At 67.4% G+C, this 24,534-nt stretch carries 25 protein-coding genes; 11 read left to right on the top strand and 14 right to left on the bottom strand.

Annotated features, from left to right (window positions below; all coding sequences use genetic code 11):
* The first annotated feature begins 87 nt into the window (after positions 1-87).
* Positions 88-648: a DUF1415 domain-containing protein gene (locus EO141_RS06780; protein ID WP_104583230.1), complete on the top strand. Its 561-nt coding sequence runs from the start codon at positions 88-90 to the stop codon at positions 646-648.
* A 225-nt stretch (positions 649-873) separates the two neighbouring features.
* Positions 874-1,680, top strand: coding sequence for an SDR family oxidoreductase (locus tag EO141_RS06775; RefSeq protein ID WP_127168796.1), 807 nt, complete (start codon positions 874-876; stop codon positions 1,678-1,680).
* A 76-nt stretch (positions 1,681-1,756) separates the two neighbouring features.
* Here the strand turns inward: EO141_RS06775 and EO141_RS06770 are convergent, their stop codons facing one another.
* Complete coding sequence (locus EO141_RS06770) at positions 1,757-2,470, bottom strand: pseudouridine synthase (protein ID WP_127168795.1); 714 nt, start codon at positions 2,468-2,470, stop codon at positions 1,757-1,759.
* Positions 2,467-3,534 (bottom strand): class I SAM-dependent methyltransferase, encoded by a 1,068-nt coding sequence (locus EO141_RS06765; RefSeq protein ID WP_127168794.1) that lies wholly within the window; start codon positions 3,532-3,534, stop codon positions 2,467-2,469. The genes EO141_RS06770 and EO141_RS06765 overlap by 4 nt, the downstream gene beginning before the upstream one ends.
* A 192-nt stretch (positions 3,535-3,726) precedes the next feature.
* On the opposite strand from EO141_RS06765, the gene EO141_RS06760 reads away from it, so the two are divergent.
* Positions 3,727-3,987 (top strand): hypothetical protein, encoded by a 261-nt coding sequence (locus EO141_RS06760; protein ID WP_104583227.1) that lies wholly within the window; start codon positions 3,727-3,729, stop codon positions 3,985-3,987.
* Positions 3,988-4,075: 88 nt separating this feature from the next.
* On the opposite strand, the gene EO141_RS06755 is transcribed toward EO141_RS06760, so the two are convergent.
* From EO141_RS06755 to EO141_RS06735, 5 genes are all read right to left on the bottom strand, one after another.
* A complete protein-coding gene (locus EO141_RS06755; protein ID WP_104649342.1) occupies positions 4,076-5,410 on the bottom strand; it encodes a sorbosone dehydrogenase family protein in 1,335 nt (444 codons plus the stop codon).
* Between the two features lie 87 nt (positions 5,411-5,497).
* Entirely contained in the window at positions 5,498-5,806 is a 309-nt protein-coding gene (locus EO141_RS06750; protein ID WP_016903450.1) for a DUF3247 family protein, read from the bottom strand.
* A gap of 128 nt (positions 5,807-5,934) precedes the next feature.
* Complete coding sequence (locus EO141_RS06745) at positions 5,935-7,968, bottom strand: PAS domain-containing sensor histidine kinase (protein WP_104583321.1); 2,034 nt, start codon at positions 7,966-7,968, stop codon at positions 5,935-5,937.
* A 107-nt stretch (positions 7,969-8,075) separates the two neighbouring features.
* Positions 8,076-8,366 carry a hypothetical protein gene (locus EO141_RS06740; RefSeq protein ID WP_016903448.1) on the bottom strand — a complete coding sequence of 97 codons (291 nt, stop codon included), beginning with the start codon at positions 8,364-8,366 and terminating at the stop codon, positions 8,076-8,078.
* A complete protein-coding gene (locus EO141_RS06735; RefSeq protein ID WP_164739102.1) occupies positions 8,353-8,799 on the bottom strand; it encodes a hypothetical protein in 447 nt (148 codons plus the stop codon). The genes EO141_RS06740 and EO141_RS06735 overlap by 14 nt, the downstream gene beginning before the upstream one ends.
* A gap of 249 nt (positions 8,800-9,048) precedes the next feature.
* Here EO141_RS06735 and EO141_RS06730 point away from each other — a divergent pair, with 249 nt between their 5' ends.
* A complete protein-coding gene (locus EO141_RS06730) occupies positions 9,049-9,624 on the top strand; it encodes a DUF3016 domain-containing protein (protein ID WP_115677853.1) in 576 nt (191 codons plus the stop codon).
* A 385-nt stretch (positions 9,625-10,009) separates the two neighbouring features.
* Here EO141_RS06730 and alr read toward each other — a convergent pair whose 3' ends face one another.
* The gene (alr, locus tag EO141_RS06725) at positions 10,010-11,110 is read right to left on the bottom strand and encodes an alanine racemase (protein WP_127168793.1); all 1,101 of its coding nucleotides are present in this window, start codon (positions 11,108-11,110) and stop codon (positions 10,010-10,012) included.
* Complete coding sequence (locus tag EO141_RS06720) at positions 11,110-12,399, bottom strand: D-amino acid dehydrogenase (RefSeq protein ID WP_104649339.1); 1,290 nt, start codon at positions 12,397-12,399, stop codon at positions 11,110-11,112. The genes alr and EO141_RS06720 overlap by 1 nt, the downstream gene beginning before the upstream one ends.
* Positions 12,400-12,547: 148 nt before the next feature.
* Between EO141_RS06720 and EO141_RS06715 the strand changes: the two genes are divergently transcribed.
* Positions 12,548-13,027 (top strand): Lrp/AsnC ligand binding domain-containing protein, encoded by a 480-nt coding sequence (locus tag EO141_RS06715; protein WP_024940284.1) that lies wholly within the window; start codon positions 12,548-12,550, stop codon positions 13,025-13,027.
* A 32-nt stretch (positions 13,028-13,059) separates the two neighbouring features.
* On the opposite strand, the gene EO141_RS06710 is transcribed toward EO141_RS06715, so the two are convergent.
* Positions 13,060-13,491: a hypothetical protein gene (locus tag EO141_RS06710; protein WP_127168792.1), complete on the bottom strand. Its 432-nt coding sequence runs from the start codon at positions 13,489-13,491 to the stop codon at positions 13,060-13,062.
* A gap of 414 nt (positions 13,492-13,905) precedes the next feature.
* Here EO141_RS06710 and msrB point away from each other — a divergent pair, with 414 nt between their 5' ends.
* The 5 genes from msrB to EO141_RS06685 all read left to right on the top strand — a co-directional run bounded on the left by msrB (position 13,906) and on the right by EO141_RS06685 (position 18,086).
* On the top strand, positions 13,906-14,370 hold the full coding sequence (gene msrB / locus EO141_RS06705; RefSeq protein ID WP_104649337.1) for a peptide-methionine (R)-S-oxide reductase MsrB: 465 nt from the start codon (positions 13,906-13,908) through the stop codon (positions 14,368-14,370).
* 413 nt (positions 14,371-14,783) lie between these two features.
* Positions 14,784-15,638, top strand: coding sequence for a flagellar motor stator protein MotA (gene motA, locus EO141_RS06700; RefSeq protein ID WP_104583217.1), 855 nt, complete (start codon positions 14,784-14,786; stop codon positions 15,636-15,638).
* A 10-nt stretch (positions 15,639-15,648) separates the two neighbouring features.
* Positions 15,649-16,842, top strand: a complete 1,194-nt coding sequence (gene motB / locus EO141_RS06695) for a flagellar motor protein MotB (protein ID WP_127168791.1) — start codon at positions 15,649-15,651, stop codon at positions 16,840-16,842.
* Positions 16,843-17,122: 280 nt separating this feature from the next.
* A complete protein-coding gene (locus EO141_RS06690; RefSeq protein WP_241236630.1) occupies positions 17,123-17,791 on the top strand; it encodes a hypothetical protein in 669 nt (222 codons plus the stop codon).
* A 10-nt stretch (positions 17,792-17,801) separates the two neighbouring features.
* The gene (locus EO141_RS06685) at positions 17,802-18,086 is read left to right on the top strand and encodes a DUF4031 domain-containing protein (RefSeq protein WP_104649334.1); all 285 of its coding nucleotides are present in this window, start codon (positions 17,802-17,804) and stop codon (positions 18,084-18,086) included.
* Positions 18,087-18,939: 853 nt separating this feature from the next.
* On the opposite strand, the gene EO141_RS06680 is transcribed toward EO141_RS06685, so the two are convergent.
* Entirely contained in the window at positions 18,940-19,491 is a 552-nt protein-coding gene (locus tag EO141_RS06680) for a hypothetical protein (RefSeq protein ID WP_104583213.1), read from the bottom strand.
* A gap of 166 nt (positions 19,492-19,657) precedes the next feature.
* Between EO141_RS06680 and EO141_RS06675 the strand changes: the two genes are divergently transcribed.
* On the top strand, positions 19,658-19,924 hold the full coding sequence (locus EO141_RS06675) for a DUF3297 family protein (protein WP_119131745.1): 267 nt from the start codon (positions 19,658-19,660) through the stop codon (positions 19,922-19,924).
* A 509-nt stretch (positions 19,925-20,433) separates the two neighbouring features.
* Here the strand turns inward: EO141_RS06675 and EO141_RS06665 are convergent.
* From EO141_RS06665 to EO141_RS06655, 3 genes are all read right to left on the bottom strand, one after another.
* A complete protein-coding gene (locus EO141_RS06665) occupies positions 20,434-21,195 on the bottom strand; it encodes an ABC transporter permease (RefSeq protein WP_104535170.1) in 762 nt (253 codons plus the stop codon).
* Positions 21,192-22,136 (bottom strand): ABC transporter ATP-binding protein, encoded by a 945-nt coding sequence (locus tag EO141_RS06660; protein WP_127168789.1) that lies wholly within the window; start codon positions 22,134-22,136, stop codon positions 21,192-21,194. Before EO141_RS06660 ends, EO141_RS06665 begins: the two co-directional genes overlap by 4 nt.
* Before the next feature lie 450 nt (positions 22,137-22,586).
* The gene (locus EO141_RS06655) at positions 22,587-24,224 is read right to left on the bottom strand and encodes a Na+/H+ antiporter (protein ID WP_104583208.1); all 1,638 of its coding nucleotides are present in this window, start codon (positions 24,222-24,224) and stop codon (positions 22,587-22,589) included.
* Positions 24,225-24,534 lie beyond the last annotated feature (310 nt).

Below are 24,534 nucleotides of genomic sequence, written 5' to 3'. Positions count from 1 at the left end.
GGCCGCGCCCGCTCGGCGCCGCAGTGGCACTGGCGGCCGCGCCGGCAGCGATCGCATACACTGGCCAACCATCACGCCGCCGCCACGATGACGCCCACGCCTGCCACGCTTGATCCGTTGACCGCCACCCGCCAGTGGATCGAGCGCGCGGTGATCGGCTTGAACCTGTGTCCATTCGCCAAGGCGGTCTACGTCAAGGAGCAGGTGCGGCTGGTGCTCAGCGATGCCAGCACGCCCGAGGCGCTGCTCGAACAACTGGCCGAGGAGCTGGTGCTGCTGCGCGACACGCCGGCCGAGCAGATCGACACCACCTTGATCGTGCATCCGGACGTGCTCACCGATTTCCTGGACTACAACGACTTCCTCGACAACGCCGACGCGGCGGTGGACGCGCTGGATCTGGACGGCGTGCTGCAGGTGGCCAGCTTCCATCCGGACTATCAGTTCGCAGGCGCGGCGGTGGATGACGTGGCCAACTTCACCAACCGCTCGCCCTTCCCCACCTTGCACCTGCTGCGCGAAGACAGCGTGGAGCGCGCGGTGGCCGCGTTCCCGGACCCGGACGTGATTGTCGAACGCAATATCCAGACGCTGGAACGCCTGGGCCAGGACGGCTGGGAACGGTTGTTGAGCGCATCGCAGCACTGACCGCCGCAGCGCGTGCGGCGGCACCAGCGGTACCGGACGGCCGCGACGGCCGCGTCGGAGACACGTGGCGCCGTGCCGGCGCGCCCTAGCTCGGCGCCCCGATGACAGCGCGGTAAGGCACCAGAAGGCACCAGCATGCCCGGGCCGCACGCGGGAATCGCGTTGCTATGGCCACCACGGCGCCCGCGTTACAGTGCGCGCGACCTCACTGCCATGGTGCGCCCGATGCCGCTGACTCCCGCCGTCTCCGCATGGAATCCCTCCCCGTTGCAGGACCGCGTGGTGGTGATCACCGGTGGTGCCCAAGGCATCGGCCGTGGCATCGCGCAGGCGGTGCTGGGCGCCGGCGGCAGCGTGGTGATCGGCGACCTGGATGCCGATGCCGGCAAGGCCTGCCTGCAGGAGTGGGCGTTGCCGCGGCGCAGTGCCTTCGTGCGCTGCGATGCCGCGCGCGAACCGCAGGCAGCGCGCCTGATCGCTACCGCGCTCAGGCGCTTCGGGCGACTCGATGGCCTGATCAACAACGCAGGCGTGGCCGATCCGCATGTGGCGCCCTTGCCGCAACTGGACTGGCAGGAGTGGAATCGCAGGCTGGCCAGCCTGCACGGCGCATTCCTGTGCAGCAAGCAGGCCTTGCCCGCCTTGGCGCAGGCCCCGGGCGGCGGCGCGATCGTCAATATCGCCTCCACCCGCGCCTGGCAATCGGAGCCGCATAGCGAGGCCTATGCCGCCGCCAAGGGCGGGCTGGTGGCCTTCACCCACGCCTTGGCGCTGAGCGAAGGCCCGCAGGTGCGCGTCAACAGCATCAGCCCGGGGTGGATCAGCACCGACGCCTGGCGCGCGCCGCAGCGCCGGCGCACACCCAAGTTATCGCGGCGCGACCATGCCCAGCATCCGGCCGGACGCGTCGGCACGCCGGACGACATCGCGCAGCTGGCGGTCTATCTGCTGTCGCCGCAGCTGTCGGGCTTTGTGACCGGGCAGGACTTCATCGTCGATGGCGGCATGTCGCGCAAGATGCAGTACGTCTGAGGGATTGCCGCGCAGGTGGCTTGCAGCAAATCGCGCGTGTCGGGATCACTGCATCGGCGATCAGCGGCAACGCGGCTCAGGCCTGCGCGCTGCGGCCGAACAACACCGCAAGATCGTCCGCCGCCAACGCGCGCCATTGCCCGGACGGCAGGCCATCCAGCGACAAGCCACCGATGCGGCTGCGGTGCAAGGCCACCACGTGATTGCCGGCGGCGGCGAACATGCGCCGCACCTGGTGATAGCGGCCTTCGTGCAAGGTCAGGCGTGCCTGGCGTGGGCCGAGCACGTCCAGTTCGGCCGGCAGCAGCGGCTTGGTTTCGCCTTCCAGCAGGAGCGTGCCGCTGGCAAACAGCGCCGCTTCGTCGCCGCGCAGGTCCTCGGCCAGGGTGACGTCGTAGACCTTGTCCAGTGCCGACTTGGGCGAAATGATCCGGTGCAGCAGCGCGCCGTCGTCGGTCATCAGCAACAGGCCGCTGGTCTCGCGGTCCAGCCGCCCCACCGGCGCCAGCACCGGTGCGCGCGAGCGGAAGCGCGGCGGCAGCAGTTCGTAGATCAGCCGGCCGGTGTCCTTGGTCGAGCAGGTGTAGCCGCCGGGCTTGTGCAGCAACAGGCTCAGACCCGGTGGCGGATCCAGCGGCTCGCCATCGATGCGGATCGCATCGTGCTCCACCTGATCGTCGGCATACAGCACCTCGCCGGCGGCATCGGTGACCGCGCCCTGGCGAAACAGCTGGGTCACCTGCTTGCGGCTGCCGTAGCCGAGATTGGCGATGTGCTTGACCAGCTTCATGCGCGCGCTCCGCGGCCGCGGATGGCGGAAATCAGCTTGAACCCGTCGCGTTCGGCGGCCACGCGCACCTGCCCGAAGCTTTCGTTGAGCACGTATTCGTAGGGCAGATGCCGGTTGGCGACCAGCAGCAGCTGCCCACCCGGGCGCAGCGCCTGCGCGGCCACGGCAATGAAGCGCTGACCGATATCCGGGCGGTCGGCGCGCGAAGGCGTGTGGAACGGCGGGTTGCTGACGATGAAATCGTACTGCGCCGCCAGGCCGGCGGTGACGTCGCGCCAGTGGTACTGCAACTGCGCCGGATGCGCGATGGCCTGCAGATTGCGCTGCGCCAGGGTGAGTGCACGCGCCTCGGCCTCGTACAGATCCAGTCCGGTGACCTTGGGACAACGCGCCAGCACCTCGGCCGACAGATAGCCGAAGCCCGCGCCCAGGTCGGCACCGTGCCCGGCCAGCGTGCCCGGCAGATGCTCGACCAGCAGCGCCGAGGCAGGATCGATGCGGTCCCAGGCGAACACACCGGGGCGGCTGACGAAGCGTCCGTCCAGGATCGGGCGCGGCGCATCCAGCGCGGCCCAGCGCGCCTGCAGCGCCGCATCGGTGTCGGCGGGCAGCGGCGGGCTCCAGTAGGTGCGGCAATGGTGCTTGGTCAGGCTGCCGGCCAGGCCGGTGAGCTGACGCAGATCGGCCTCGCCCGAGCGCGCGCCCTCGTTGTTGGACTGGCAGGCCACCACGCGGCCGCCCGGCGCAGCCAGCGCGACCGCGCGCGCAAACAAGGCACGCGCTTCCTCGCGTTGCCGCGGCGGTAGCACCAGCACCAGGGCGTAACGGGTGCTGTCGGCCCCGATCTGGCCCTCTTCGCGCACGCTCCAACCGTTGCGCTCCAGCGCCTCGGCGAACGGGCGAAAGCTCTGCTCGCAGGTCAGTGCATCGGCCGCCGCATGCGCGCGCAGCGGAAAGCCGTCGCGCGCGCGCAGGAACAGCACCGGGCCGCTGGGCCACGGCAGCACGCCCTGGGCAAAGGGCAGAAACAGGGCTTGAAGCGGGGCATCGTGCGGGCCAGCCATCGGATCATCGGGTCGGGAACAGGCTGCCATTGTAAGGGAGCACTGCCTGTCCCCCGCCCTGGTGCTGGTTTGAACGGGCGTTCGATTGCGTGACCTGCAGACCGCGGCCCTTCCAATGTCTATACGGACTATTGATGCGCACGCAACATCCGCCCACCTAGGCTGGAATCACACCAATACCGGAGAGACGCGATGCGAGCCCTGTTCGTAGGTGGAGTGGTCGACAACAGCGAAATGGATCTGGATGACACCCCGCCACCGATGCATTACCCCGAAAACACCGGCGCGGGCCGGCCGCGTTATCGCCTGCACCAAGTCGGCGAGCGCGATGACGGCAGCGTGGCGTATGCGGTCTATGGCGCACCGGAGATGGCCGATGAAGACATCAGCCGGATCACCGAGGAGCGCGGCTATGCACGACGTTTCAGCGCGTCGCCCGAATCGCCGCGCTGAGCGCACCGGCGCAATAAGCGCGTGCGATAGCGGAACGCGCATGAAAAAACCGGGCCTGGGCCCGGTTTTTCCTGTTTGACGGCCGGGATCAGCGCGTCTTCGGTGTCACCCGCCAGATCACGTTCCCGACATCGTCGGCCACCAGCAGCGCGCCGGTATTGTCCGGGCTCACGCCCACCGGGCGCCCCTGTGCATTGCCCTCGGCGTCCAGGAAACCATCCAGTACGGTGATCGGCGTGCCGCTGGGCTTGCCGTCGGCAAACGGCACGAACAACACCTTGTAGCCGCTGGGCGGATCGCGATTCCACGAGCCGTGCTGGCCGATGAAGGCGCCCTGCCGGAAGCGCTCCGGCAGCAGGCTTCCGCTGGCAAAGCTCAGACCGAGCGAAGCGGTATGCGGGCCCAACGCGTAATCGGGCTTGAGCGCCTTGGCCACCAGCTCGGGGTTTTGCGGCTTGACCCGCTCGTCCACGTGCTGGCCGTAGTAGCTGTACGGCCAGCCATAAAAGCCGCCGTCGCGCACCGACGTGAGGTAGTCGGGCACCAGATCGCTGCCGATCTCGTCGCGCTCGTTGACCACGACCCACAGCGACTTGCTCTGCGGCTCCCAGGCGGTGCCGACCGGATTGCGCAGGCCGCTGGCAAACACGCGGCTGCTGCCGGTGGCCGGGTCGATCTCCAGAATCGCCGCACGGTTGAGTTCGGCCTCCATGCCGTTTTCGGCCACATTGCTGTTGGAGCCGACGCCGACGTACAGCTTGCTGCCATCGGCACTGGCCAGCAGCGACTTGGTCCAGTGGTGATTCAGCCCGCCAGGCAGATTGGCCACGAAGGTCGGCTTGGCGGTGATATGCGTTTCGCCGGGCTTGTACGGGAAGCTCACCAGCGCATCGGCATTGGCCACGTAGAAACGATCGCCGACCAGGGCCATGCCGAATGGCGAAAACAGGCCGCTGATGAACTGGGTACGCACTTCGGCCACGCCGTCGCCGTCGGCATCGCGCAGCAAGGTGATGCGGTTGGCGCTGGGCACCACGGCACCGGCCTTGCTCATCATCGCGCCCTGCACCTTCTTGCGAATGCCACCGCCTTCGGCGCTGTCCGGTTTTGGCGGCTCGGCGGTTTCGGCCACCAGCACGTCGCCGTTCGGCAGCACATAGATCCAACGCGGGTGGTCCAGATCACGCGCGAACGCGGCAACCTGCAGGTCGTCGGCGGCGATCGGCTTGGCGTTCTCGGTCCAGCGCTTGACCGGCGCCACCTTGACGGTGGGGATCAGGCGTTTGACCGGCTCGGGCAATTGCGGGTTCGGCCCGGTCCCCTGTTCGATGGCAAGCGTGGCGGTGTCGCCGCAGGCGGCGAGGACGGCGACGGTCAGTAACGACAGCGGCCAGCGGGCAAGCTTCAACGCGGGAGCATTCATTGCGCGGGCAATCCTGAACAGTTGCGACAATCGGCCATCATGCCGTCACCGCCACGACGAGAAGTAAACACATCGTCAATGCATCGTTCAGGGCGCGGCTTGCGGATCACTGCCCAATGGCAACGGATGCACGGCCACGATGCGGTCCATCCAGATCCAGTGCGGCTCCTGTGCGGCGTCCAGCTGGTCAATGCGCAGCTGGCCGTTGAGCCCTTCGCGCTGCTGGTCGTCCAGGTAGGTCTGGATGCTCGGGCGCACCGCAACGGTGCCGCTGATCATGCTGCCGTCGTCGAGTTCGACGCGGACGCGCTCCTGGCCACCGAGCAGCGAGACCCAATGTTCGAGCGTGGCGATCTGCACTTGTTCCGAATAGACGTGCGGGGCGTATCTGGACATGGCGTCATCTCCATCGAGGGAGTGCATCACGCTAGGCCACATGCTGTGAAAGAGGCAGCAAACAGCCTCATACCTGGCTGCGGGTTTTTCGACGACGCAGCGGCGCGACATCAGACCCGCCTTCGGTCTCACTCCACCGATTCGCGCGCGGCGCGCACTGCGGTGACCAGCTGGGCGACGCTGTAGGGCTTGGCCAGATGCTCCTGGAAACCGGAGTCCAGCGCGCGCTTGCGATCGTCGTCGCGTGCCAGTGCGGTCACGGCCACCGCCGGCAGTGCTGCCGCATCCAGCCCCAGGTTGTCGCGCACGGTGCGGATCAGCCCGTAGCCGTCCATCCCCGGCATGCCGATGTCGGTCAGCATCAGATCGAAGCGTGCGTGGCCGCGATGATCGATCAACGCCAGCGCATCGGTGGCGCTGCCGGCGGTGACCACTTCGGCGCCCTGCTCTTCCAGCAGGCGGCGCAGGTAGTCGAGCATGTCCGGCTGATCTTCCACCGCCAGCAGGCGCAGGCCATTGAGCGCACGCGCTTCGATGATCTGCTCGGACATCAGCCGCCGGCGCAGCTCGCGCCGCGGACGCCTGGCCTGGTCGGGAACATGCTCGGGCAGGCGCACCGTGAACGTGGCGCCCTTGCCGCGCCCGCCACTGGTGGCGCTGACCTGGCCGCCATGCATTTCCACCAGCTGCTGCACGATCGCCAGGCCCAGGCCCAGGCCGCCGTGCTGGCGCGTGGTGGTGCCGTCGGCCTGGCGGAACCGGCCGAACAGATGCGGCAGGAATTCGGCTGCGATACCGTCGCCCGAATCGCGCACCGACACCAGCACGTGGCCATCGTCGCGCTCGATGGTGACGTCGATGCGGCCATGCGCCGGAGTGAACTTGATCGCATTGGACAGCAGATTCCACAACACCTGCTGCAGCCGCGTGGCATCGCCAAGCACCAGGCACGGCGTCGACGGGGCATGCACCTCCAGCACCTGGTCCTTGCCCTCGGCCGCCAGCTCCTGGGTGTTCAAGGCTTCGCGCACCTGCTCGGCCAGGTCCAGCGACTCGACCTCCAGCTGCACCTTGCCCAGCAACATGCTGCTGAGATCGAGCATGTCCGAGATCAGGCGTTTCTGCGCGCGGGCGCTGCTGGCGATCACCGACAGGCCCTTGTAGTTGGGATGGCCTTCCTCGACCCGCTGCAGCAACAGCTCGCTCCACCCCAGGATGGTGGTCAGCGGCGTGCGCAGCTCGTGCGACAAGGTGGCCAGGAACTCGTCCTTCAGCCGCGCCATGCTCTCGGCTTCGTTGCGCGCACTGCGCTCGGATTCGAGCAGTTGCTCGCGCGCCAGTTCGATCTCGCGCTGTTCGGTCACGTCCGGGCTGCTGCCGGCCAGGCCGATGAAGCGCCCGTCGGCCGAGTAGCGCGGCGTGGCGGTCATCTCGATCCAGCGCCACTGCCCGTCGTGGCGACGCGCACGCACCAGCGCATGCAGGCCGCGCTGTTCGTCCAGCGCGGCGGCGAGTTCGAACTGGAAGATCGACAGGTCGTCCGGATGCAGCAACTCGCTCCAGGCCGAGACCGTGCCGCTGGAAATGTCGATGCCGAAGAATTCGCCATACGCGCTGTTGACGAAGCGCACCACGCCCTGCGCGTCCAGCACCCAGACCGGCATCGGCAGGCCGTCGGCCAGCGCGCTGAAGCGAGCCTCGCTCTCGGCCAGCTCGCGCTCCACCCGCTTGCGCTCGGTGATGTCCATGAACAACACCGCCACCCGCGCCTGCTCGGGCTGACCGACCCGGAACGCATCCACCGAGTACCAGCGGCGCAGCGCCTTGGCCTGCATTTCGAAGTGGATGCGGTTACCGGTGCGGGCGACATGACCGTAGCGGTCGAACCACTCCTGTTCGTGGTCGGCCAGCATGCCGCGAATGGACACGTTCACTACGTCAGACAGACCGGTGTAACGCTCGAACGCGTCATTGGTCATACGGAACACGTAATCGACGGCCTGGTCGCCATCGAACACCATGTCGATGACGCAAAACCCCGCATCCAGGTTATGGAAGATCTCGTGGTACATCCCCGGGTCGAGGAAGGGCTCGGCGGATGCTGCCGGGAGGCCGGTGGCCAGATCGGGGCGGGTGGTCGAGGTGCTCAAATCGGGATCCAGGGGTGATGCCAGGGCGGATGACGGGCAGATGAAAGCACGCACGGTGTCGTCAGCGGGTGCACAGCCAGCCGACCCGGTTCACATGCATCCAGCCGGTTCCCCGGCGATCACCACAACAGCGCCGCGCACAGCGCGATGCATGCCGCCAGCACCACGATCCCGGCGATCACGCCGCGGAACACCCACTCACCTTCGCGGCGCAATTGCTCGTCCATCCAGCGCTGCGCTTCTTCGCGCCAGGCGGTGGAGCGCGCGTACTCTGCGTCGAGCAACAGCAGCCTCACCCGCGACAGGCCGAGCTTGGCGCATTCGCTGCGGCAGCGCTCGCTGAAACCATCTTCGCCGGTGGCGACCTGTGCGCCCAGCGGCAGCTGCAGTTCGAGTTCATGCCTGGACATAACGGGGACGCTCCTGATCAAGCTCGTGTTCCAGCGCCATCCGCGCCAGTTGGGTGTAGTTGGCACGCGGACCCTGGCCCCGGCCGGTAAGCATTCCCTGGTAATCCAGGTCCTGCCACACCCGCCCGGTCCACTCCACGCAATCCTCGGCAATCACCAGCATCAGCGAGTAGCGATACTCCAGCCCGTTGGCGGCGGTGTAGGCGTAGACCGGCGGAAACTGCACCGCCACATCGCCCTGGCGCGCCAATGCGGCCAGGTGCTCGCGCAAGGCCTCGCGCGGCGAGGCCCCCGGTGCCAGGCGCAGCGTGCGCGTTGCCAGATCCAGGTCCACCTCGCTTTGCAGGGCGACGAAGGCGGCCGCCCCGGTAGCGGGGTTGTGGCCGTGCTGCTTCGCCCAGTCGATGAACTGCAGGCGCACGTCCGACGGCATGTGTGCCGGCGCCGAAGAGGCTGATTTTGTGCGGAAAGAGTGGGTGTCCATGCTGGCGATCTTCCCGGCTGCGCCGTGAAGCGCAGGCGCAGGCGCAGTGAACCCGCCGTCATGGTGCCGACGCCGCGGATTAACCGCGTGGCAATGACCTGCCAGGCCTTGCGCGGCAAGCGTTGCCGGCAAGCAGACGCGCCCCCACACTGCAGAAACGCCCGGTACTTCCACGTACCTTCCGCTTGGAGACTCTCCATGAAACGTTCCAGCCTTTGCGGCGCCAGCCTGTTGCTGGCAGGACTGCTCGCGGCAACCGGCGCGCAGGCACGTGTTCGTAACGTCACCGATCCACAGGCGCCGCGCGCGCTGAGCGGCGACGGCAAGGTCGATGTCCGCTGGACCGATCCGGCACAGTTTTCCGAAGTGCGCTTCAGCGGCAACCGCTGGGAAGCACAGCGTGGCGACTGGGTCACCCAGCTGGCGAGCTATTTCCAGCAGAGCGCCGCGCGCAAACTCCCCGACGGCCAGCGCCTGAGCGTGACCATCACCGACATCCGCCGCGCCGGCCAGTACGAGCCCTGGCGCGGGCCACGCATGCAGGACGTGCGCATCGTCAAGGACATCTACCCGCCGCGCCTGAGCTTCAACTACACGCTGACCGGCGCCGATGGCCAGGTGATCGACCAGGGCGAACGCAAGCTGGTGGATTCGGCGTTTCTGATGAGCGGACCGCGCCTGACCGACAGCGACCCGCTGCGCTTCGAGAAGGCGATGATCGACGACTGGGTGCGCAAGCAGTTCCGCGGCGACCGGAGCACGGCCGGGCTGTGATTGGTTGGTGCTGACGGCGCCAGAAAAGCAACTCGGCTTTGTGTGAGAACGGCGCGTCGCGACGCGCCGTTTTTATTCATAGCGCAAGGCGATTACGCATCCGCAATGCCATGACGGTTAACAGCGCCATAGGAGTTACTAGCGCACTTCCGGCGTACGACAACCCCTCATCGCCCCTCTCCCGGCGGGGCGATAAGGCACTGCCTGCGCGCCAGCAGCGCGGGCCTTGGAGTGCCCGCGCTGCTGGCGCGGGCCGGGCGCGGAGCGGGGGTTGGGGTGAGGGTATGGGGCGAAGCCCACGTGTCGTTCCAAATGCCTGTGGCTTCGCACGTCTCCTCATCCTTCCCTTCGGGGCAGCTTCTCCCGATGGGAGAAGGGACACACCTCACCGCGTGAGGCCCTCGCCCACTGCAGCCTCGCCCACATACACCCGCGGCACGCGCTTGAGTCCGCACAGCAGCTGATACGCGCTGACATTGCACTGCGTTGCCAGCGGACTGACACGCGGCGCATCTCCCCAGAGCTGCACGCTGGCACCGATGTCGGCCTGCGGATGCCCGGTGAGATCCACGGTCAGCATGTCCATCGACACGCGGCCGATCAGCGGGCAGACCTGTCCATCCACCAGCACCGGCGTGCCGTTGGGGGCAAACTGCGGATAGCCGTCGGCATAGCCCATCGCCACCACGCCCACGCGGGTCGGCCGTTCGGCGACGAAACGTGCGCCGTAGCCCACCGGCTCGCCGGCCGGCAGCTCGCGCACCGAGATGATGCGCGAGCGCAGCGTCATCACCGGACGCAGCTGCGCGGTGATGTCGGTGTCCTGCGGGAACGGGTTTGCGCCGTACAGCATCAGCCCCGGACGCGACCAGTCGTTGCGCAGCGCCGGCCAGCCAAGCAGGCCGGGCGAATTGCGCAGGCTGGTTTCCGCAGGCATGCCGCCGGCGGTCAGCGCGAACGCCACCGCCTGTTCGTCGGTGCGGCTGCACTCCAGCTCGTCGGCGCGCGCCAGATGGGTCATCAGCACCAGCGAGGCGATCTGCGGCAGCCCGCGCAGACGCAGCCACGCCGCACGGAAATCTTCCGGCGACAGGCCCAGCCGGTGCATGCCGCTGTCCAGCTTCAGCCACACCCGCAACGGACGCGGGCTCTGGAACTCGGCCAGCGCGCGCACCTGCTGCGGCGTGGCCACCACCGTCCACAGATCGTGCTCGGCAATCAGGCGCAGTTCGTCGTGTTCGAAGAACCCTTCCAGCAGCAGGATCGGCGCGCGGATGCCGGCCTGGCGCAGCTCCAGCGCTTCTTCGATGCAGGCCACCGCAAAGCCGTCGGCCTCGCCGTCCAGCGCCTGCGCGCAGCGCACCGCGCCGTGGCCGTAGGCATCGGCCTTGAGCACCGCCAGGGCCTTGCTGTTGCCCAGGCGCCTGGCCAGGCGGTAGTTGTGACGCAATGCGTCCAGGTCGATCAACGCTTGCGCAGGACGCACTACGCGGCCTCCTGCTGCGCGCGTGCGCTGCGTGGCGACAGGTAACGGAAGATGTCCAGGCCTTCGCTATCGATGTCGGGCGTGCGGCCCTGCATCAGGTCGGCCAGGTAGCGGCCAGACCCACAGGCCATGGTCCAGCCCAGGGTGCCGTGGCCGGTATTGAGGAACAGGTTGGCATACGGCGTGGCGCCGACCACCGGCGTGCCGTCCGGCGTGGCCGGGCGCAGGCCGGTCCAGAACTCGGCCTGGGCCAGATCGCCGGCCCCGGGAAACAGGTCGTTGACCACCATCTCCAGCGTGGCGCGGCGGCGCGGATTCAAGGACAGGTCGAAGCCGGCCACCTCGGCCATGCCGCCGACGCGGATACGGTCGTCGAAGCGGGTCAGCGCGATCTTGTAGCTCTCGTCCAGCACCGTGGAGGTCGGCGCGCGCTGTGCGTCCACGATCGGAATGGTCAGCGAGTAGCCCTTGAGCGGATACACCGGCAGATGCAGGCCGAGCGAGAGCAGCAGGTCGGCCGAATAGCTGCCCAACGCCAGCACGTAGCGGTCGGCGGTTTCGATGCGGCCATCGATCTGCACGCCGGTGACGCGCCCGCCTGCGTGCTGCAGATGCTCGATCTGCTGCCCGTAGCGGAACTCTACCCCGGCCTGCGTGGCCAGTTCGGCCAGGCGCTGGGTGAACAGCCGGCAGTCGCCGGTCTGGTCTTCGGGCAGGCGCAAGGCACCGGCCATCTGCGCGCCACCGCCGGCCAGGCCCGGTTCGAACTGCGCGATCTGCGCCGGGGTCAGCAGCTCGTAGGGCACGCCGTACTGGGCCAGCACCTCGATGTCCTGCGCGGCGGCATCCAGTTGCTGCTGGGTGCGGAACAGCTGGGTGGTGCCGAGCTGGCGGCCTTCGAATTCGATGCCGGTGCTGGCACGCAATGCGTTCAGGCAATCACGGCTGTAGTCGGACATGCGCACCATGCGCGCCTTGTTCACCGCATAGCGCTCGGCGGTGCAGTTGCGCAGCATCTGGCTGAGCCAGGCCAGTTGTCGCAGGTCGCGGGTGGGCCGGATCGACAACGGTGCATGCTGCTCGAACAGCCACTTCATCGCCTTGCCGGGCACGCCGGGCGCAGCCCATGGCGAGGTGTAGCCAAACGACAGCTGGCCGGCGTTGGCATAGCTGGTCTCCAGCGCCGCCGCCGGCTGGCGGTCGACCACGGTGACCTGGCAACCGGCCTGCGCCAGATACCAGGCCGTGGTGGTGCCGATGACGCCGCTACCGAGAATGAGCACCCGCATGTCGTTCTCCTGGAAAGGGTATTCCCCCACAACCAGGCGCCGAGGGGGATAGTTAGACGCAGTATATTGCGAGCCAGGCAGTGCCATTTCTGGAATCAGCGCACCTTGGCAGTGAATCCTCCTGTCAAAACTTGTGGAAGCAGACCCGATGACGACCCGCACCCGCGAGCTGGACAAGATCGACCGCAAGATCCTGCGCATCCTGCAGCAGGAGGGGCGGATTTCCTTTACCGAACTGGGCGAGCGGGTGGGTCTGTCGACCACCCCCTGCACCGAGCGCGTACGCCGGCTGGAGCGCGATGGCGCCATCACCGGTTACTACGCGCGGCTGGACCCGCACTATCTCAAGGCCAGCCTGCTGGTGTTCGTCGAGATCAGCCTGGCCTACAAGTCCGGCGACATCTTCGAGGAGTTCCGCCGCGCCGCGCTCAAGCTGCCCAACGTGCTGGAGTGCCATCTGGTGTCGGGCGATTTCGACTACCTGCTCAAGGCGCGCATCAGCGAGATGGCGTCGTATCGCAAGCTGCTCGGCAGTACCTTGCTGACCATGCCGCATGTGCGCGAATCCAAGAGCTACATCGTGATGGAAGAGGTCAAGGAGACCCTGGCGTTGCCGATCGAAGGCTGATGGCTGGGATTCGGGATTCGTGACAGCGTGGGTCAGCGCACCACGCGCATGCCGTCGCCGGCCGGGACCGCGTCGTAGTAGCGCCCGGTCTTGGTATCCAGCACCCGGTTGGCGCCAGCCGGCTGCATGCCCTGCAACAAGCGGCCATTGCGGTCGTAGACCATCGGCGCACTGGCCGGCGCAACCTGGCTGCCGGCCGGTGCCACCGGCGTCTGTGCCGGGCCACGGGTCGGAATGGTGGGCGCGGACGGGCGCTGGCCGAGCTGCGAGGGCACCGGAGCCGTGCCCGGCGCAGGCTGCACGACGCGCGGTGCGGTCAGCGTGGGCTGGGCGGGCGTGGGGCTGGTGATCGGCTGCAGGGTATTGGACGCGCGTGTGCTGGTGGCCGATTGCGCCGTTGCCGCGCCTGCGGCAAGCAACAGACCACACAGCAGCAGGCCGCGCATCGAAGAAGGAATCGCCATGACGGACACCGTGCTTGATCGAGGAGTACCGTCTGGATGGGGGCGCCGATGTACTGCGGCAATGCGGGAGATTGGCTGCGGGATGAACGCGTTCGTGAGGTGATAGCGGCGCGAAAGCATCCTTCTCCCGGCGGGAGAAGGTGGCGCGCAGCGCCGGATGAGGGTGCGTGCAACACCTGGCAATCAGTACTGGGCCATGGCCCCGCCGCCATGCCCTCAGCCCCCCGCTCCGCGCCCCGGCCTGCGCCGCTGGCGCAGGCGCACCAAGGCACGCGCGCCAGTGGCGCGCAAGCTGTGCCGTGGCGCCCCGGCAGAAGAGGGGCTTGGTCACCCGCACGCTTGAACCATGCCGACAACGCCCACATCACGGGTGCAGGCGCGGCACCCCTGCCAGCGCGCGCATGCGAGAACCCCATGAGCCAGTTCGACCTGACCCCTCCCTCCCCCGCCCAGCGCGACGCCCTGATCGCCGGGCTCAGCGACGAGGAACAGCGCGTGCTGCTGCACCATGGCACCGAAGCGCCATTCTGCGGGGTGTTCCTGGACAACAAGCTCGACGGCGTCTACACCTGCCGCCTGTGCGGCTTGCCGTTGTTCCGCTCCAGCGCCAAGTTCGAATCCGGCACCGGCTGGCCAAGCTTCTTCGCGCCCTACGACGCCGCCCATGTGCGCGAGATCCGCGACATCAGCTACGGCATGATCCGCACCGAGATCGTCTGCGCGCGCTGCGACAGCCACCTGGGCCACGTCTTCCCCGACGGCCCGCCGCCGACCGGCGAACGCCACTGCCTGAACTCGGTCTCGCTGGGGTTTACCGAAAACGGCCAGGCCCTGCCCAACCCCTTGCAGCGCGAAGGTGCCGAGGCGCAACCGGCCTGAGCCGACGCGTGGTGTCCGGCACGCAGGGATTCCGTGCCGGACGCCGTGGCGCACACCTGCGCCCCGCATGCACACACCGGCAGGCGCTGCCGCATCGCCAACGCATGCGGTACGCGACGAGGCGTTGATCCATTCCGGCCACCCGGTGCGACTCACTTGAGCCGGGTTGCGTCAGGACACGTGTTGCAGAGAGTGCTTGGCATGGGCGGTTGCACCGCGAAACCCCGTGATCCCAGGCTGAAGCGGCCCGCAGGCTACCTGGCGCGTGCAGCGCTGTTGCCGCCAATCTGCTGCGTGACGATCCGCCGTGCCAGTTGATCGTTCAGCTACACCGCACACCTTCACGCCGTGCGCTTCAAGAATCCGCCGCGCAAGCCGAAACAACAGCAACCCTGTTTGCTTCTGGCTGCGCCATGCTCATCATCATCGGCTTCATCGTCGTCATCGTCAGTGTCCTGGGCGGCTATGTGCTGTCGCATGGCAAGCTGGGCGCGCTCTGGCAGCCGTACGAGCTGATGATCATCGGTGGCGCGGCGTTCGGCGCGTTTCTGGTCAGCACGCCCGGCAAGATCGTCAAGGAAACCTTCAGCAGCATCATGGGCGTGTTCAAGGGCCCGCAGTACAAGTCCGACGACTACAAGGACACGCTGAGCCTGATCTACGAACTGCTCAACAAGGCGCGCCGCGACGGCTTCATGGCGTTGGAAGACCACGTCGAAAAACCGCAGGACAGCACCATCTTCGGCAACTACCCCAAGGTGGTTGCCGACCATCACCTGCTGGACTTCATCACCGACTGCCTGCGCCTGATGATCGGCAGCAACATCGAACCGCACGAGCTGGAGCCGTTGCTCGAACTGGAGCTGGAAAAACATCACCACGAGGCGCTGGCGCCCTCGCATGCGTTGAGTAAGGTGTCCGACGGCCTGCCCGGCTTCGGCATCGTGGCGGCCGTGCTCGGCATCGTGATCACCATGGGCTCGATCGGCGGGCCGATCGAGGAGATCGGCCACCACGTCGGCGCCGCCCTGGTCGGCACCTTCCTGGGCATCCTGCTGGCCTATGGCTTCGTCGCGCCGCTGGCCGCGGCGATGGAAGCGCGCGCCGAGCAGGACGGGCGCATGTACGAGGCGGTCAAGACCGCGCTGCTGGCCTGCCTGCGCGGCTACAACCCGAAGATTGCGCTGGAATTCGCGCGCAAGACACTGCCCTCCAACGTGCGTCCGAGCTTTGCGGATTTCGAAACGCACCTGAAGACGATCAAGTAGGGCCGCGGTCATGGCCGAGGGCAAATCCACCGTCGTCATCCGACGGGTCAAGAAGGTGCAGGGCGGCGGCCATCACGGCGGCGCCTGGAAAGTGGCGTTTGCCGACTTCGTGACCGCGATGATGGCGTTCTTCCTGGTGCTGTGGCTGATGGCCGCCACCACCAAGGAACAGCGCGCGGCGATCTCGGAATACTTCCGCAATCCCAGCCCGCTGTCGGGCAAGTCGCCGGCGCCCTCGCCGGGCATGAACGGCCCCGGCGGCGCCAGCACCTCGATGATCAAGCTCGGCGGCACCGCCGACATGGCCAAGGGGCAGAAGGACGAAATGGGCCGCAAGCGCGACAACGCCGCCGACACCAACCAGGACAGCCGCGCCAAGGACAAGAAGCGCCTGGAAGCGCTGATGCAGGACCTGAAGGAAGCCATCGACAAGAGCCAGGCGCTGGAGCCGTTCAAGGACCAGCTGCTGCTCGACCTCACCCCGGACGGCCTGCGCATCCAGATCGTGGACAAGCAGAACCGGCCGATGTTCGACATGGGCCGCGACCAGCTCAAGCCGTACACCGTGGCGATCCTGCGCGAGCTGTCCAGCTTCATCAACCAGGTGCCCAACCACATCAGCATCACCGGCCACACCGACACCACCGCCTACAGCAGCGATGCCGGCTACACCAACTGGGAACTCAGCGCCGACCGCGCCAACGCCGCGCGCCGCGCGCTGGTGGGCGGCGGCATGGACGATGCCAAGGTGACGCGCGTGGTGGGGCTGTCCTCGTCGGTGCTGTTCGACAAGACCAACCCGCAGAACCCGATCAACCGCCGCATCAGCATCGTGGTGATGACCCAGGATGCCGAACAGGCCGCGCTGGCCGGCGCCGGCCAGGGCATTGCGCTGGGCAAGCCCACCCACGATGCCGACACCCATGTGCCGGACCTGAGTGCCGCAGCGACTGCGGCCACCACGGCGGTGGGGACACCGGCCGCGCTGCCTGCGGCAGGGCCCACCGCGGCGGCGGGCGGACCTGCAGCTGCTGAGAACGCCAAACCGGCCGCGGCAACCACCACGGTCGGCAGCACCGCGCCGGCCGCGCCGCGCGTCTCCACGCGCACCCAGCTGGCCTCGGCCACGGCCCTGGCCAAGGCTGCCGAAGCTGCCGTGGCGGCGCCGCGCACTGCCGTCGGCGAAGCGCCCCAGCGGCGCTGACGGCGGCTGAGGGCATCTGGCCTGGTGATTGCCTGGCGGTTGCCTGGCGGCGGCTAGCGGTTGCTGGCGGCTGTACGGCTGGAGGCGGCAGGTTGTCATGCAGACCTGACTGAGGTGCATGCCGAATTCCAGCATCCTGCGGCCGGCCGCTCCGGCTGCATTCCGGTCCCGACCAGCAGCGGCGCGCTCGTGCTCGGGCACAGGCGTGGTGTCGGCCGCTGCAGCCTGCCCGAAATACCGGCGTCGGCGCCTTCGACACGCTGGAGGGCTCCACAGGAGTGTGGACTGGCGCGGCGGGCGTTCACCGGCCCGATGGCGGTACCCGAGCCGGGCTGCGCACAAGCGCCTAGAATGGTCGGCCATTCCCAGCGTCGAGAACACCGTGTCCCGCAATTCCAAGGCCAAGCGCGACAAGCGCAAGAAGTCCCAACCCAAGCGCCCGATCGTCCGTCTGGGCCAGGCGCCGCAGATCGCCAACCATGCCGTGCTGCAGGATGCCGACGGCCGCGTGGTCGCGGCGATCGGCTTGCAGAACGACAGCGAATGGCTGCTGTCGATCGGCGGCCAGACCATGGGCAGCGCCGACAATCCGGTGCCGATGCTGGCCATGCTCAAGCACCTGGCCAATCTGCAGGAGAAGGAAGGCAAGACCATCTCGCTGGAATACTCCACCCAGCTGCAGCAGATGATCGACGACCTGGCCGCCGAAGACGGCAAGACCGCCGAGGAATACCTGACCACGCTGGTGTCCGAGTTCGAGAACAGCGACGCCGAGGGCGATGACGGCGAAGCCGAAGACGCAGATGCCGAGGCAAGCGATGCCCAGGCAGATGCTGACGCCGACGCCAGCGACGCAGACGCCGTTGCCGAAACCGCAGGCGACGCGCCGCAGGACGATGCCGACGACGCAAGCGACGGCAGCAAGAAAAAGAAGACCAAGAAGGCCTGAGGGCCTGCCGGTGGCCGTCTACGTCGACGATGCGGTGCATCTGTGGCGCGAGCAGCGCTGGGCGCACCTGCTCGGCGATACGCTGGACGAGCTGCATGCAATGGCGGCGCGGCTGGGCATTCCCCGCCGCGCCTTCCAGAACAAACTCAGCGGCGCGCACTACGACGTGCCCGCACCGCTACGCACCGAAGCCATCGCGCTCGGTGCCATCGCCATCTCCCGTCACACCGATCGCGTCTTGCTCAAGGCCTTGATCGCCAATGCACGTGCGCAGGCACGGGGCCAGGCGCCTTGAGGCGGGGATTGGGGATTCGCAACGGCGGTGGCCGCAACCTGATTGGCGGCGCGCCTTAGTAGGCGCGCGCCGAGCGCGAGGAGCTGTCCCGGTAACGCCCGTCGCGCGCAGGCACGCTCCTACGTGGCCATCGCTGGGCCGTGTAAGCCTCCTGGTAAAGAGGCCTGCAACGTCACGACGGCGGCATCCCCCTCTGCACCATGACGCCACGCGTTGTAGGAGCGCGCCCGAGCGCGAGGGGCTGTCCCGGTAACGCCTGTCGCGCGCAGGCACGCTCCTACGGGGCAATCGCTGGGCCGTGTAAGCGCCCTGGTAAAGAGGCCTGCAACTTCACGACGGCGGCATCCCCCTCTGCACCATGACGCCACGCCGTTGTAGGAGCGCGCCTGAGCGCGAGGGGCGGTCCCGGTAACGCCTGTCGCGCGCAGGCACGCTCCTACGTGGCAATCGCTGGGCCGCGTAAGCCTCCTGGTAAAGAGGCCTGCAACGTCACGACGGCAGCATCCCCCTCTGCACCATGACGCCACGCCGTTGTAGGCGCGCGCCCGAGCGCGAGGGCTGTCCCGGTAACGCCTGTCGCGCGCAGGCACGCTCCTACGTGGCAATCGCTGGGCCGTGTAAGCCTCCTGGTAAAGAGGCCTGCAACGTCACGACGGCGGCATCCCCCTCTGCACCATGACACCACGCCGTTGTAGGAGCGCGCCTGAGCGCGAGGGGCTGTCCCGGTAACGCCCGTTCGCGCGCAGGCACGCTCCTACGGGGCAGTCACCTGGCCGCGGACAATGCCAGCCAGACCCACACACCCGGGGACCGCTCTCGCGACTCCCCGATCCCGACTCCCCACTCCCGGCCCTCAGAACGCCTCGTTCCCCAGCCGCACCTCGACCCCCAGCAGCGAGGTCAGCGCCAGCATGGCGTCGTCGTCGCGGCTGAGGGCGATCCAGCCGGCATAGGCGTCGCCACCGGTGTTCCAGTTCCACAGCGAGTAGCCGTGCTCGCGCAGACGATCGTAGGCCACCGCCATCAGGTCCGGCACACTCAGATCGCTGGCAAACTCCTCGTCATCCAGGTCGCCGCCCCAGTCGATGCGCAGGTTCCAGCGCGCGCTGAGTTCGTCGATGGCGGCAATGAACGCGTCGGTGTCCTTCCAGTCCACGAAGAAACCCGAGCGCCAGTCGATCGCATCCTTCAAGGCCCACAACCAGGCATCGTCGCCCTCGTCGTCGTCCAGGTCGGCCTGCGCCTCGCGCCAGGTATCGAACTGACCCAATGCGGTGTCTTCGTCGCCGGGATTGATCAGCACCAGCAGATTCCACACCCGCGCCGGGTGGTCGTCGACATCGTCTTCGTCGCCCTCGGGCTGCAGGCCTTCGTCGTCTTCGTAGTCGGCGCTGTTATCGGGCATGGCGGTCTGGGTTCTCAGGAGAGCAGGCGTGAAGTGTGGAGGCCTGGCGACGCGCACGCAAACCGCCCGGCGCATGCGCACGCAGTGCCGGGGCTGATCTTCGCAGCGCGGGCCCGTATCCTGTGCGGCCGAAGACGGCCATCCCGGCCGCCATGACGCCTTTCCCATGAGCGATACCCCTCCCGATCATCTGGCCATCGATGCACGCAGCCCGTTCCACGATGCCGACGCCCTCAACCGTGGCATCGGCGTGCGCTTCAACGGTGTCGAACGCGACAACGTGGAGGAGTATTCGATCAGCGAAGGCTGGATCAAGGTGCAGGTCGGCAAGGCCCGCGACCGTCGCGGCAACCCGATGACGATGAAGATCAAGGGCGAGGTGGTGGCCTACTTCCTGGACACCAAGGGCGACGCCAAGGCTGCTGCCGAGTAAGCGCGGCTGACCAGACTACTTCACGCTGTCCTATTGCAGAGCTGCCGGGCGGCGAGTTTGCTGCGGGGCCCCTGCCCGCCCACCCTCGCGGGACACGCTGCAAGGACGTTCGTGTAGCAGCGATGACTGGCCATTCGCAGCTGATCTGCGACTTGGCTGCAGGGCCCGCCCGCCATGGCGGGACATGCCACAATTACTTCCATGCAGGCTCTTACGCGGCATCCATGCCGCGTAAGGTCCCGCCACGGTAGGCGGGCAAGGACCAGTCGCGATGGTCGGTGTTCATGGCCTTCAAACAACCAGCAGACTTTCTGGTGCGGTGTCCTCACCGGTTGCGGGACCGCGTGGCGGCATGGATGCCGCCACCGAGCCTACATGGATGGGTTTACGGCGTGTCCCGCGAGCGGCGAGGACACCGCGCACTCGCGTTTGATACTTCCGACGCGTTTGACCTGGACGTCCGACGGCATCCACCAGGATGCGGCCGACCAAACCACTGCATCCACCCCTCAGGCCTTGAGCCGGTAACCGCTGCGGAAGATTGCCGCCACCACGCCCAGGCACACCAGCAGGAACAGGAAGGTCATGCCGGTGCTCACTGCGATGTGCACGTCGGCCTTGCCGTAGAAACTCCAGCGGAACCCGCTGATCAGGTACACCACCGGATTGAACAAGGTGACCTTCTGCCACAGCGGCGGCAGCATGTTGATCGAGTAGAAACTGCCGCCCAGGAAGGTCAGCGGCGTCACGACCATCAGCGGGATCACCTGCAGTTTCTCGAAGCCGTCGGCCCAGATGCCGATGATGAAACCGAACAGGCTGAAGGTCAGCGCGGTGAGCACCAGAAAGCCCAGCATCCACAGCGGATGGGCGATCTGGTAAGGCACGAACAGCCGCGCGGTGAGCAGGATCAGCAAGCCGAGCAACACCGACTTGGTCGCCGCCGCGCCCACATAGCCGATCACGATCTCCCACCACGCCACCGGCGCCGACAGCACCTCGTAGATGGTGCCGGCCCAGCGCGGCATGTAGATGCCGAACGAGGCATTGGAAATGCTCTCGTTGAGCAGCGACAGCATCACCAGCCCGGGGATGATGAAGGCGCCGTAGCTGATGCCGTCGATGTCGCCCATGCGCGAGCCGATCGCCGCGCCGAACACCACGAAATACAGCGAGGTCGACAACACCGGCGAGGCGATCGACTGGGTCAGCGTGCGGAAGGCGCGCGCCATTTCGAAGCGGTAGATCGCCGCGATCGCATGCCGGTTCATGCGCGCACCTCCGCGTTGCGGGCGCCATGCACCAGGTTGACGAAGATCTCCTCCAGCGAGCTCTCGCTGGAATGCAGATCCTTGAAGTCGATGCCCTGCTCGTTGAGCCGGCGCAGCAATGCGCCGATGCCGGTCTGCTCGGCCTGGGTGTCGAAGGTGTAGACCAGGCTGTTGCCGTCGGCCGCCAGTTCCAGCGGCAGATCACCCAGCGCGGCCGGGATGGCCTGCAGCGGCGCCTGCAGGCTCAGCGTGAGCTGCTTCTTGCCAAGCTTGCGCATCAGCGTGTGCTTGTCTTCCACCAGCACCAGCTCGCCGCGGTTGATCACCCCGACCCGGTCGGCCATGTCTTCGGCTTCCTCGATGTAATGGGTGGTCAGGATCACCGTGGTGCCTTGCTCGCGCAGCCGCCGCACCATCTGCCACATGTCGTGACGCAACTCCACGTCCACGCCGGCGGTGGGCTCGTCCAGGAACAGGATGCGCGGCTCGTGCGCCAGCGCCTTGGCAATCAAGACGCGCCGCTTCATGCCGCCGGACAGCGTGGAGATCTTGTTGTGGCGCTTGTCCCACAGCGAAAGTTCGCGCAGCACCGTTTCCAGATACGCCGCATTGGCCGGCTTGCCGAACAGGCCGCGGCTGAAGCGCACAGTGGCCCACACGGTTTCGAACGCGTCGGTGGCCAGCTCCTGCGGCACCAGGCCGATGCTGGCACGCGCGGCGCGGTAGTCGCGCACGATGTCGTGGCCGTCGGCCAGCACGGTGCCGGTGCTGGGGTTGATCAGCCCGCAGATGATGCTGATCAGCGTGGTCTTGCCGGCGCCGTTGGGACCGAGCAGCGCGAAGATCTCGCCGCGCTGGATGTCCAGATCCACCTGCTTGAGCGCCTGGAAACCGCCGGCGTAGGTCTTGCTCAATCCCTGGATGGAAACGATGGGAGTCATGGGCTGTGCATGGCAACGATAAGCGCCACAGGGTAGGCCGCGTGCCGTGACGATGGGAGGGGGTCTGGTGGGATGGTGTCTCCCGACCCGTGGTTTGCCTGGTGCCTGGTGCCCGCTGCACACGGATAAGACCGGCAGGTTGCGCATTGCGTCGGCTCAAGGGATGCGATGCTTACATCCTTGTAGCGCGCGCGGTGTCGCAGGAGCGCACCTGGGCGCGACGGGGCTGTCCAGAGAACGCCTCTCGCGCCCGGGTGCGCTCCTAGCGCAGCCGTAGTCATCGTCCTGGCCGCTGCGATTTCCGATTCCCGAGCCGGCACGCCTGGACGTGTGTCGGGACAGCCCGGTCGCGCCCTGGTGCGCTCCTACGATGGCCGTGGCCATTGCCCTGGCTTTTGCGACTCCCTATTCCCGAATCCCGACTCCCGATTCCCGCGCGCGCAAGCGCGCTCAAGCGCGCTTGCGCGACTCGATCAGATCCAGGTTGCGCACCAGCCGGCGCGACAGGTCATCGGAAATCTCGCGGCGCCGGGCCAGCTTGAACAACTCGTTGCGCTCGGCCACCAGCGCGGCATGGCGGAACTGGCGCAGCGCCTGTTCGTAGGCACCGGCCTCTTCCGGATCGGTCTCGGCCATGTCCACCGCACCGAGCTTGCGTTGATAGCGCTGGCTGACCTGGTTGGCGGCGGCGTTATAGCGCTCGGCATGCCGGCTGTCCTCCACCAGGCGCTGGCGCAGTTTTTCCACCGCTTCCAGCGCGGCCTGCGAGGCGGCCTTCACCGCCAGGTCTTCCTTGAGCTGTTCGTCTTCCTCTTCGGGCAGCTCCAGCCCGCGCAGCAGCCGCGGCAAGGCCACGCTGGCCACCAGCAACGACACCAGGATCACCGAGGCGGCCAGGAAGATCGCCAGCTGGCGCGCAGGAAACGGCGAGCCATCTTCCAGCATCAATGGCAGCGTGAGCACGCCGGCCAGGGTGATCGCACCGCGCACGCCGGCCAGCGAGACCGCCACCACGATGCGCCACGGCGGGCTGACATGCTGCTCGCCGCGCCACTGCGCCTTGAAGATGTTCCAGCGCAGCGACAGGAATACCCATACGAAGCGCAGCGCCATCAGGCTGGCGCTGATGGTGGCCACGTACACCGCCAGCCACCACGGATTGAGGTGCCCGGCTTCCTGCACGCTGCGCACCGCCCCGTCCAGGATGCCCGGCAACTGCTCGCCCAGCAGCACGAAGATGATGCCGTTGAAGGTGAACTGCACCGTGTCCCACACCGCCGAACGCTGCAGCCGCATGTTGCCCGGCGCGTTGCCGGCCATTTCCACGTAGCTCATGGTGACGCCAGCCGCCACTGCGGCCAGGATGCCGGAGGCATGGAAGGCCTCGGCCAGCAGATAGGCCGCGAACGGGGTCAGCAGATTGACCAGGATCGCCGAACCCGGCTCCTCGCCGAAGTGGCGCCAGATCCAGGCCTGGATGCGGCTCAGGCCGAAGGTGGTGGCCACGCCCAGCGCCAGCCCGGCCAAGGCCACCCACAGGAAGGTCAGCGAGGCGGTGGCGATCGAGAAGCTGCCGGTCAGCACCGCGGCCACCGCAAACTGGAAGCACACCAGCCCGGAGGCATCGTTGAGCAGCGACTCGCCTTCCAGGATGTGCATCAGCCGCTTGGGGATCGGCACCTTGGAGGCGATCGAGGACACCGCCACCGGATCGGTCGGCGAGATGATCGCCGCCAGCGCGAAGGCCACCGCCAGCGGCATCGCCGGGATCAGCCAATGGATCAGCAGGCCCGCGCCGACCACGGTGAACACCACCAGCCCCAACGCCAGCTCGAGGATGGCGGCCTTGTCGCGGAACAGGCCTTGTTTGGGAATGCGCCAGCCATCCAGAAACAGCAGCGGCGGCAGGAACAGCAGGAAGAACAGCTCCGGTTCCAGCTCATGCCCGGCATCGAACACACCCGAGACCACCGCGCCAAGCGCAATCTGGACCAACGGCAGGGGCAAGGAGAACGGCAGGATGCGGATCAGATAACCGCTGGCCGCGACCGCCAGCAACATGGCGAGGACGACATCGATCGAATGCATGGAAAACCCGGAAGAAAAAACAGTGCGCGTGCGGCATCGCAGAGTGCAACGCACCACCACGTGCCAACGGAAACATACCGGTTTGCACCCGGCGATGAAACCTCTGTGCCCCCTGACTGGCACGCCACAGGCTGCGGCAGAGCTGCCATGCGCCCGTGTCGATGCCACGCGGTTGCCCATCCGTATGGCGCTGGCGCCGTTGGATGCGCCAGCGGATGGACGCCGGCCCGATGGTGCGGCAGTGCCCTGCCCAGGCCCACGGCCTGACCCGATGGTCGGCCGCTGCAACGCCAGCAACGGCAACACTGCC

It is taken from the genome of Xanthomonas sp. BRIP62415, from assembly GCF_003993515.1.
Lineage (GTDB): Bacteria > Pseudomonadota > Gammaproteobacteria > Xanthomonadales > Xanthomonadaceae > Xanthomonas > Xanthomonas euroxanthea.
The sequence above is the reverse complement of the archived record's forward strand: the minus strand, read 5'-3'. Positions and strand labels throughout refer to the sequence as shown.

What these genes read in the sequence shown, in the direction of transcription:
- EO141_RS06780 (WP_104583230.1), top strand. Translation starts at nt 88, where the DNA reads ATGACGCCCACGCCTGCCACGCTTGATCCGTTGACCGCCACCCGCCAG.
- EO141_RS06775 (WP_127168796.1), top strand. Translation starts at nt 874, where the DNA reads ATGCCGCTGACTCCCGCCGTCTCCGCATGGAATCCCTCCCCGTTGCAG.
- EO141_RS06770 (WP_127168795.1), bottom strand. Translation starts at nt 2,470, where the DNA reads ATGAAGCTGGTCAAGCACATCGCCAATCTCGGCTACGGCAGCCGCAAG.
- EO141_RS06765 (WP_127168794.1), bottom strand. Translation starts at nt 3,534, where the DNA reads ATGGCTGGCCCGCACGATGCCCCGCTTCAAGCCCTGTTTCTGCCCTTT.
- EO141_RS06760 (WP_104583227.1), top strand. Translation starts at nt 3,727, where the DNA reads ATGCGAGCCCTGTTCGTAGGTGGAGTGGTCGACAACAGCGAAATGGAT.
- EO141_RS06755 (WP_104649342.1), bottom strand. Translation starts at nt 5,410, where the DNA reads ATGAATGCTCCCGCGTTGAAGCTTGCCCGCTGGCCGCTGTCGTTACTG.
- EO141_RS06750 (WP_016903450.1), bottom strand. Translation starts at nt 5,806, where the DNA reads ATGTCCAGATACGCCCCGCACGTCTATTCGGAACAAGTGCAGATCGCC.
- EO141_RS06740 (WP_016903448.1), bottom strand. Translation starts at nt 8,366, where the DNA reads ATGTCCAGGCATGAACTCGAACTGCAGCTGCCGCTGGGCGCACAGGTC.
- EO141_RS06735 (WP_164739102.1), bottom strand. Translation starts at nt 8,799, where the DNA reads ATGCCGTCGGACGTGCGCCTGCAGTTCATCGACTGGGCGAAGCAGCAC.
- EO141_RS06730 (WP_115677853.1), top strand. Translation starts at nt 9,049, where the DNA reads ATGAAACGTTCCAGCCTTTGCGGCGCCAGCCTGTTGCTGGCAGGACTG.
- EO141_RS06720 (WP_104649339.1), bottom strand. Translation starts at nt 12,399, where the DNA reads ATGCGGGTGCTCATTCTCGGTAGCGGCGTCATCGGCACCACCACGGCC.
- EO141_RS06715 (WP_024940284.1), top strand. Translation starts at nt 12,548, where the DNA reads ATGACGACCCGCACCCGCGAGCTGGACAAGATCGACCGCAAGATCCTG.
- EO141_RS06710 (WP_127168792.1), bottom strand. Translation starts at nt 13,491, where the DNA reads ATGGCGATTCCTTCTTCGATGCGCGGCCTGCTGCTGTGTGGTCTGTTG.
- msrB (WP_104649337.1), top strand. Translation starts at nt 13,906, where the DNA reads ATGAGCCAGTTCGACCTGACCCCTCCCTCCCCCGCCCAGCGCGACGCC.
- motA (WP_104583217.1), top strand. Translation starts at nt 14,784, where the DNA reads ATGCTCATCATCATCGGCTTCATCGTCGTCATCGTCAGTGTCCTGGGC.
- motB (WP_127168791.1), top strand. Translation starts at nt 15,649, where the DNA reads ATGGCCGAGGGCAAATCCACCGTCGTCATCCGACGGGTCAAGAAGGTG.
- EO141_RS06680 (WP_104583213.1), bottom strand. Translation starts at nt 19,491, where the DNA reads ATGCCCGATAACAGCGCCGACTACGAAGACGACGAAGGCCTGCAGCCC.
- EO141_RS06675 (WP_119131745.1), top strand. Translation starts at nt 19,658, where the DNA reads ATGAGCGATACCCCTCCCGATCATCTGGCCATCGATGCACGCAGCCCG.
- EO141_RS06665 (WP_104535170.1), bottom strand. Translation starts at nt 21,195, where the DNA reads ATGAACCGGCATGCGATCGCGGCGATCTACCGCTTCGAAATGGCGCGC.
- EO141_RS06660 (WP_127168789.1), bottom strand. Translation starts at nt 22,136, where the DNA reads ATGACTCCCATCGTTTCCATCCAGGGATTGAGCAAGACCTACGCCGGC.
- EO141_RS06655 (WP_104583208.1), bottom strand. Translation starts at nt 24,224, where the DNA reads ATGCATTCGATCGATGTCGTCCTCGCCATGTTGCTGGCGGTCGCGGCC.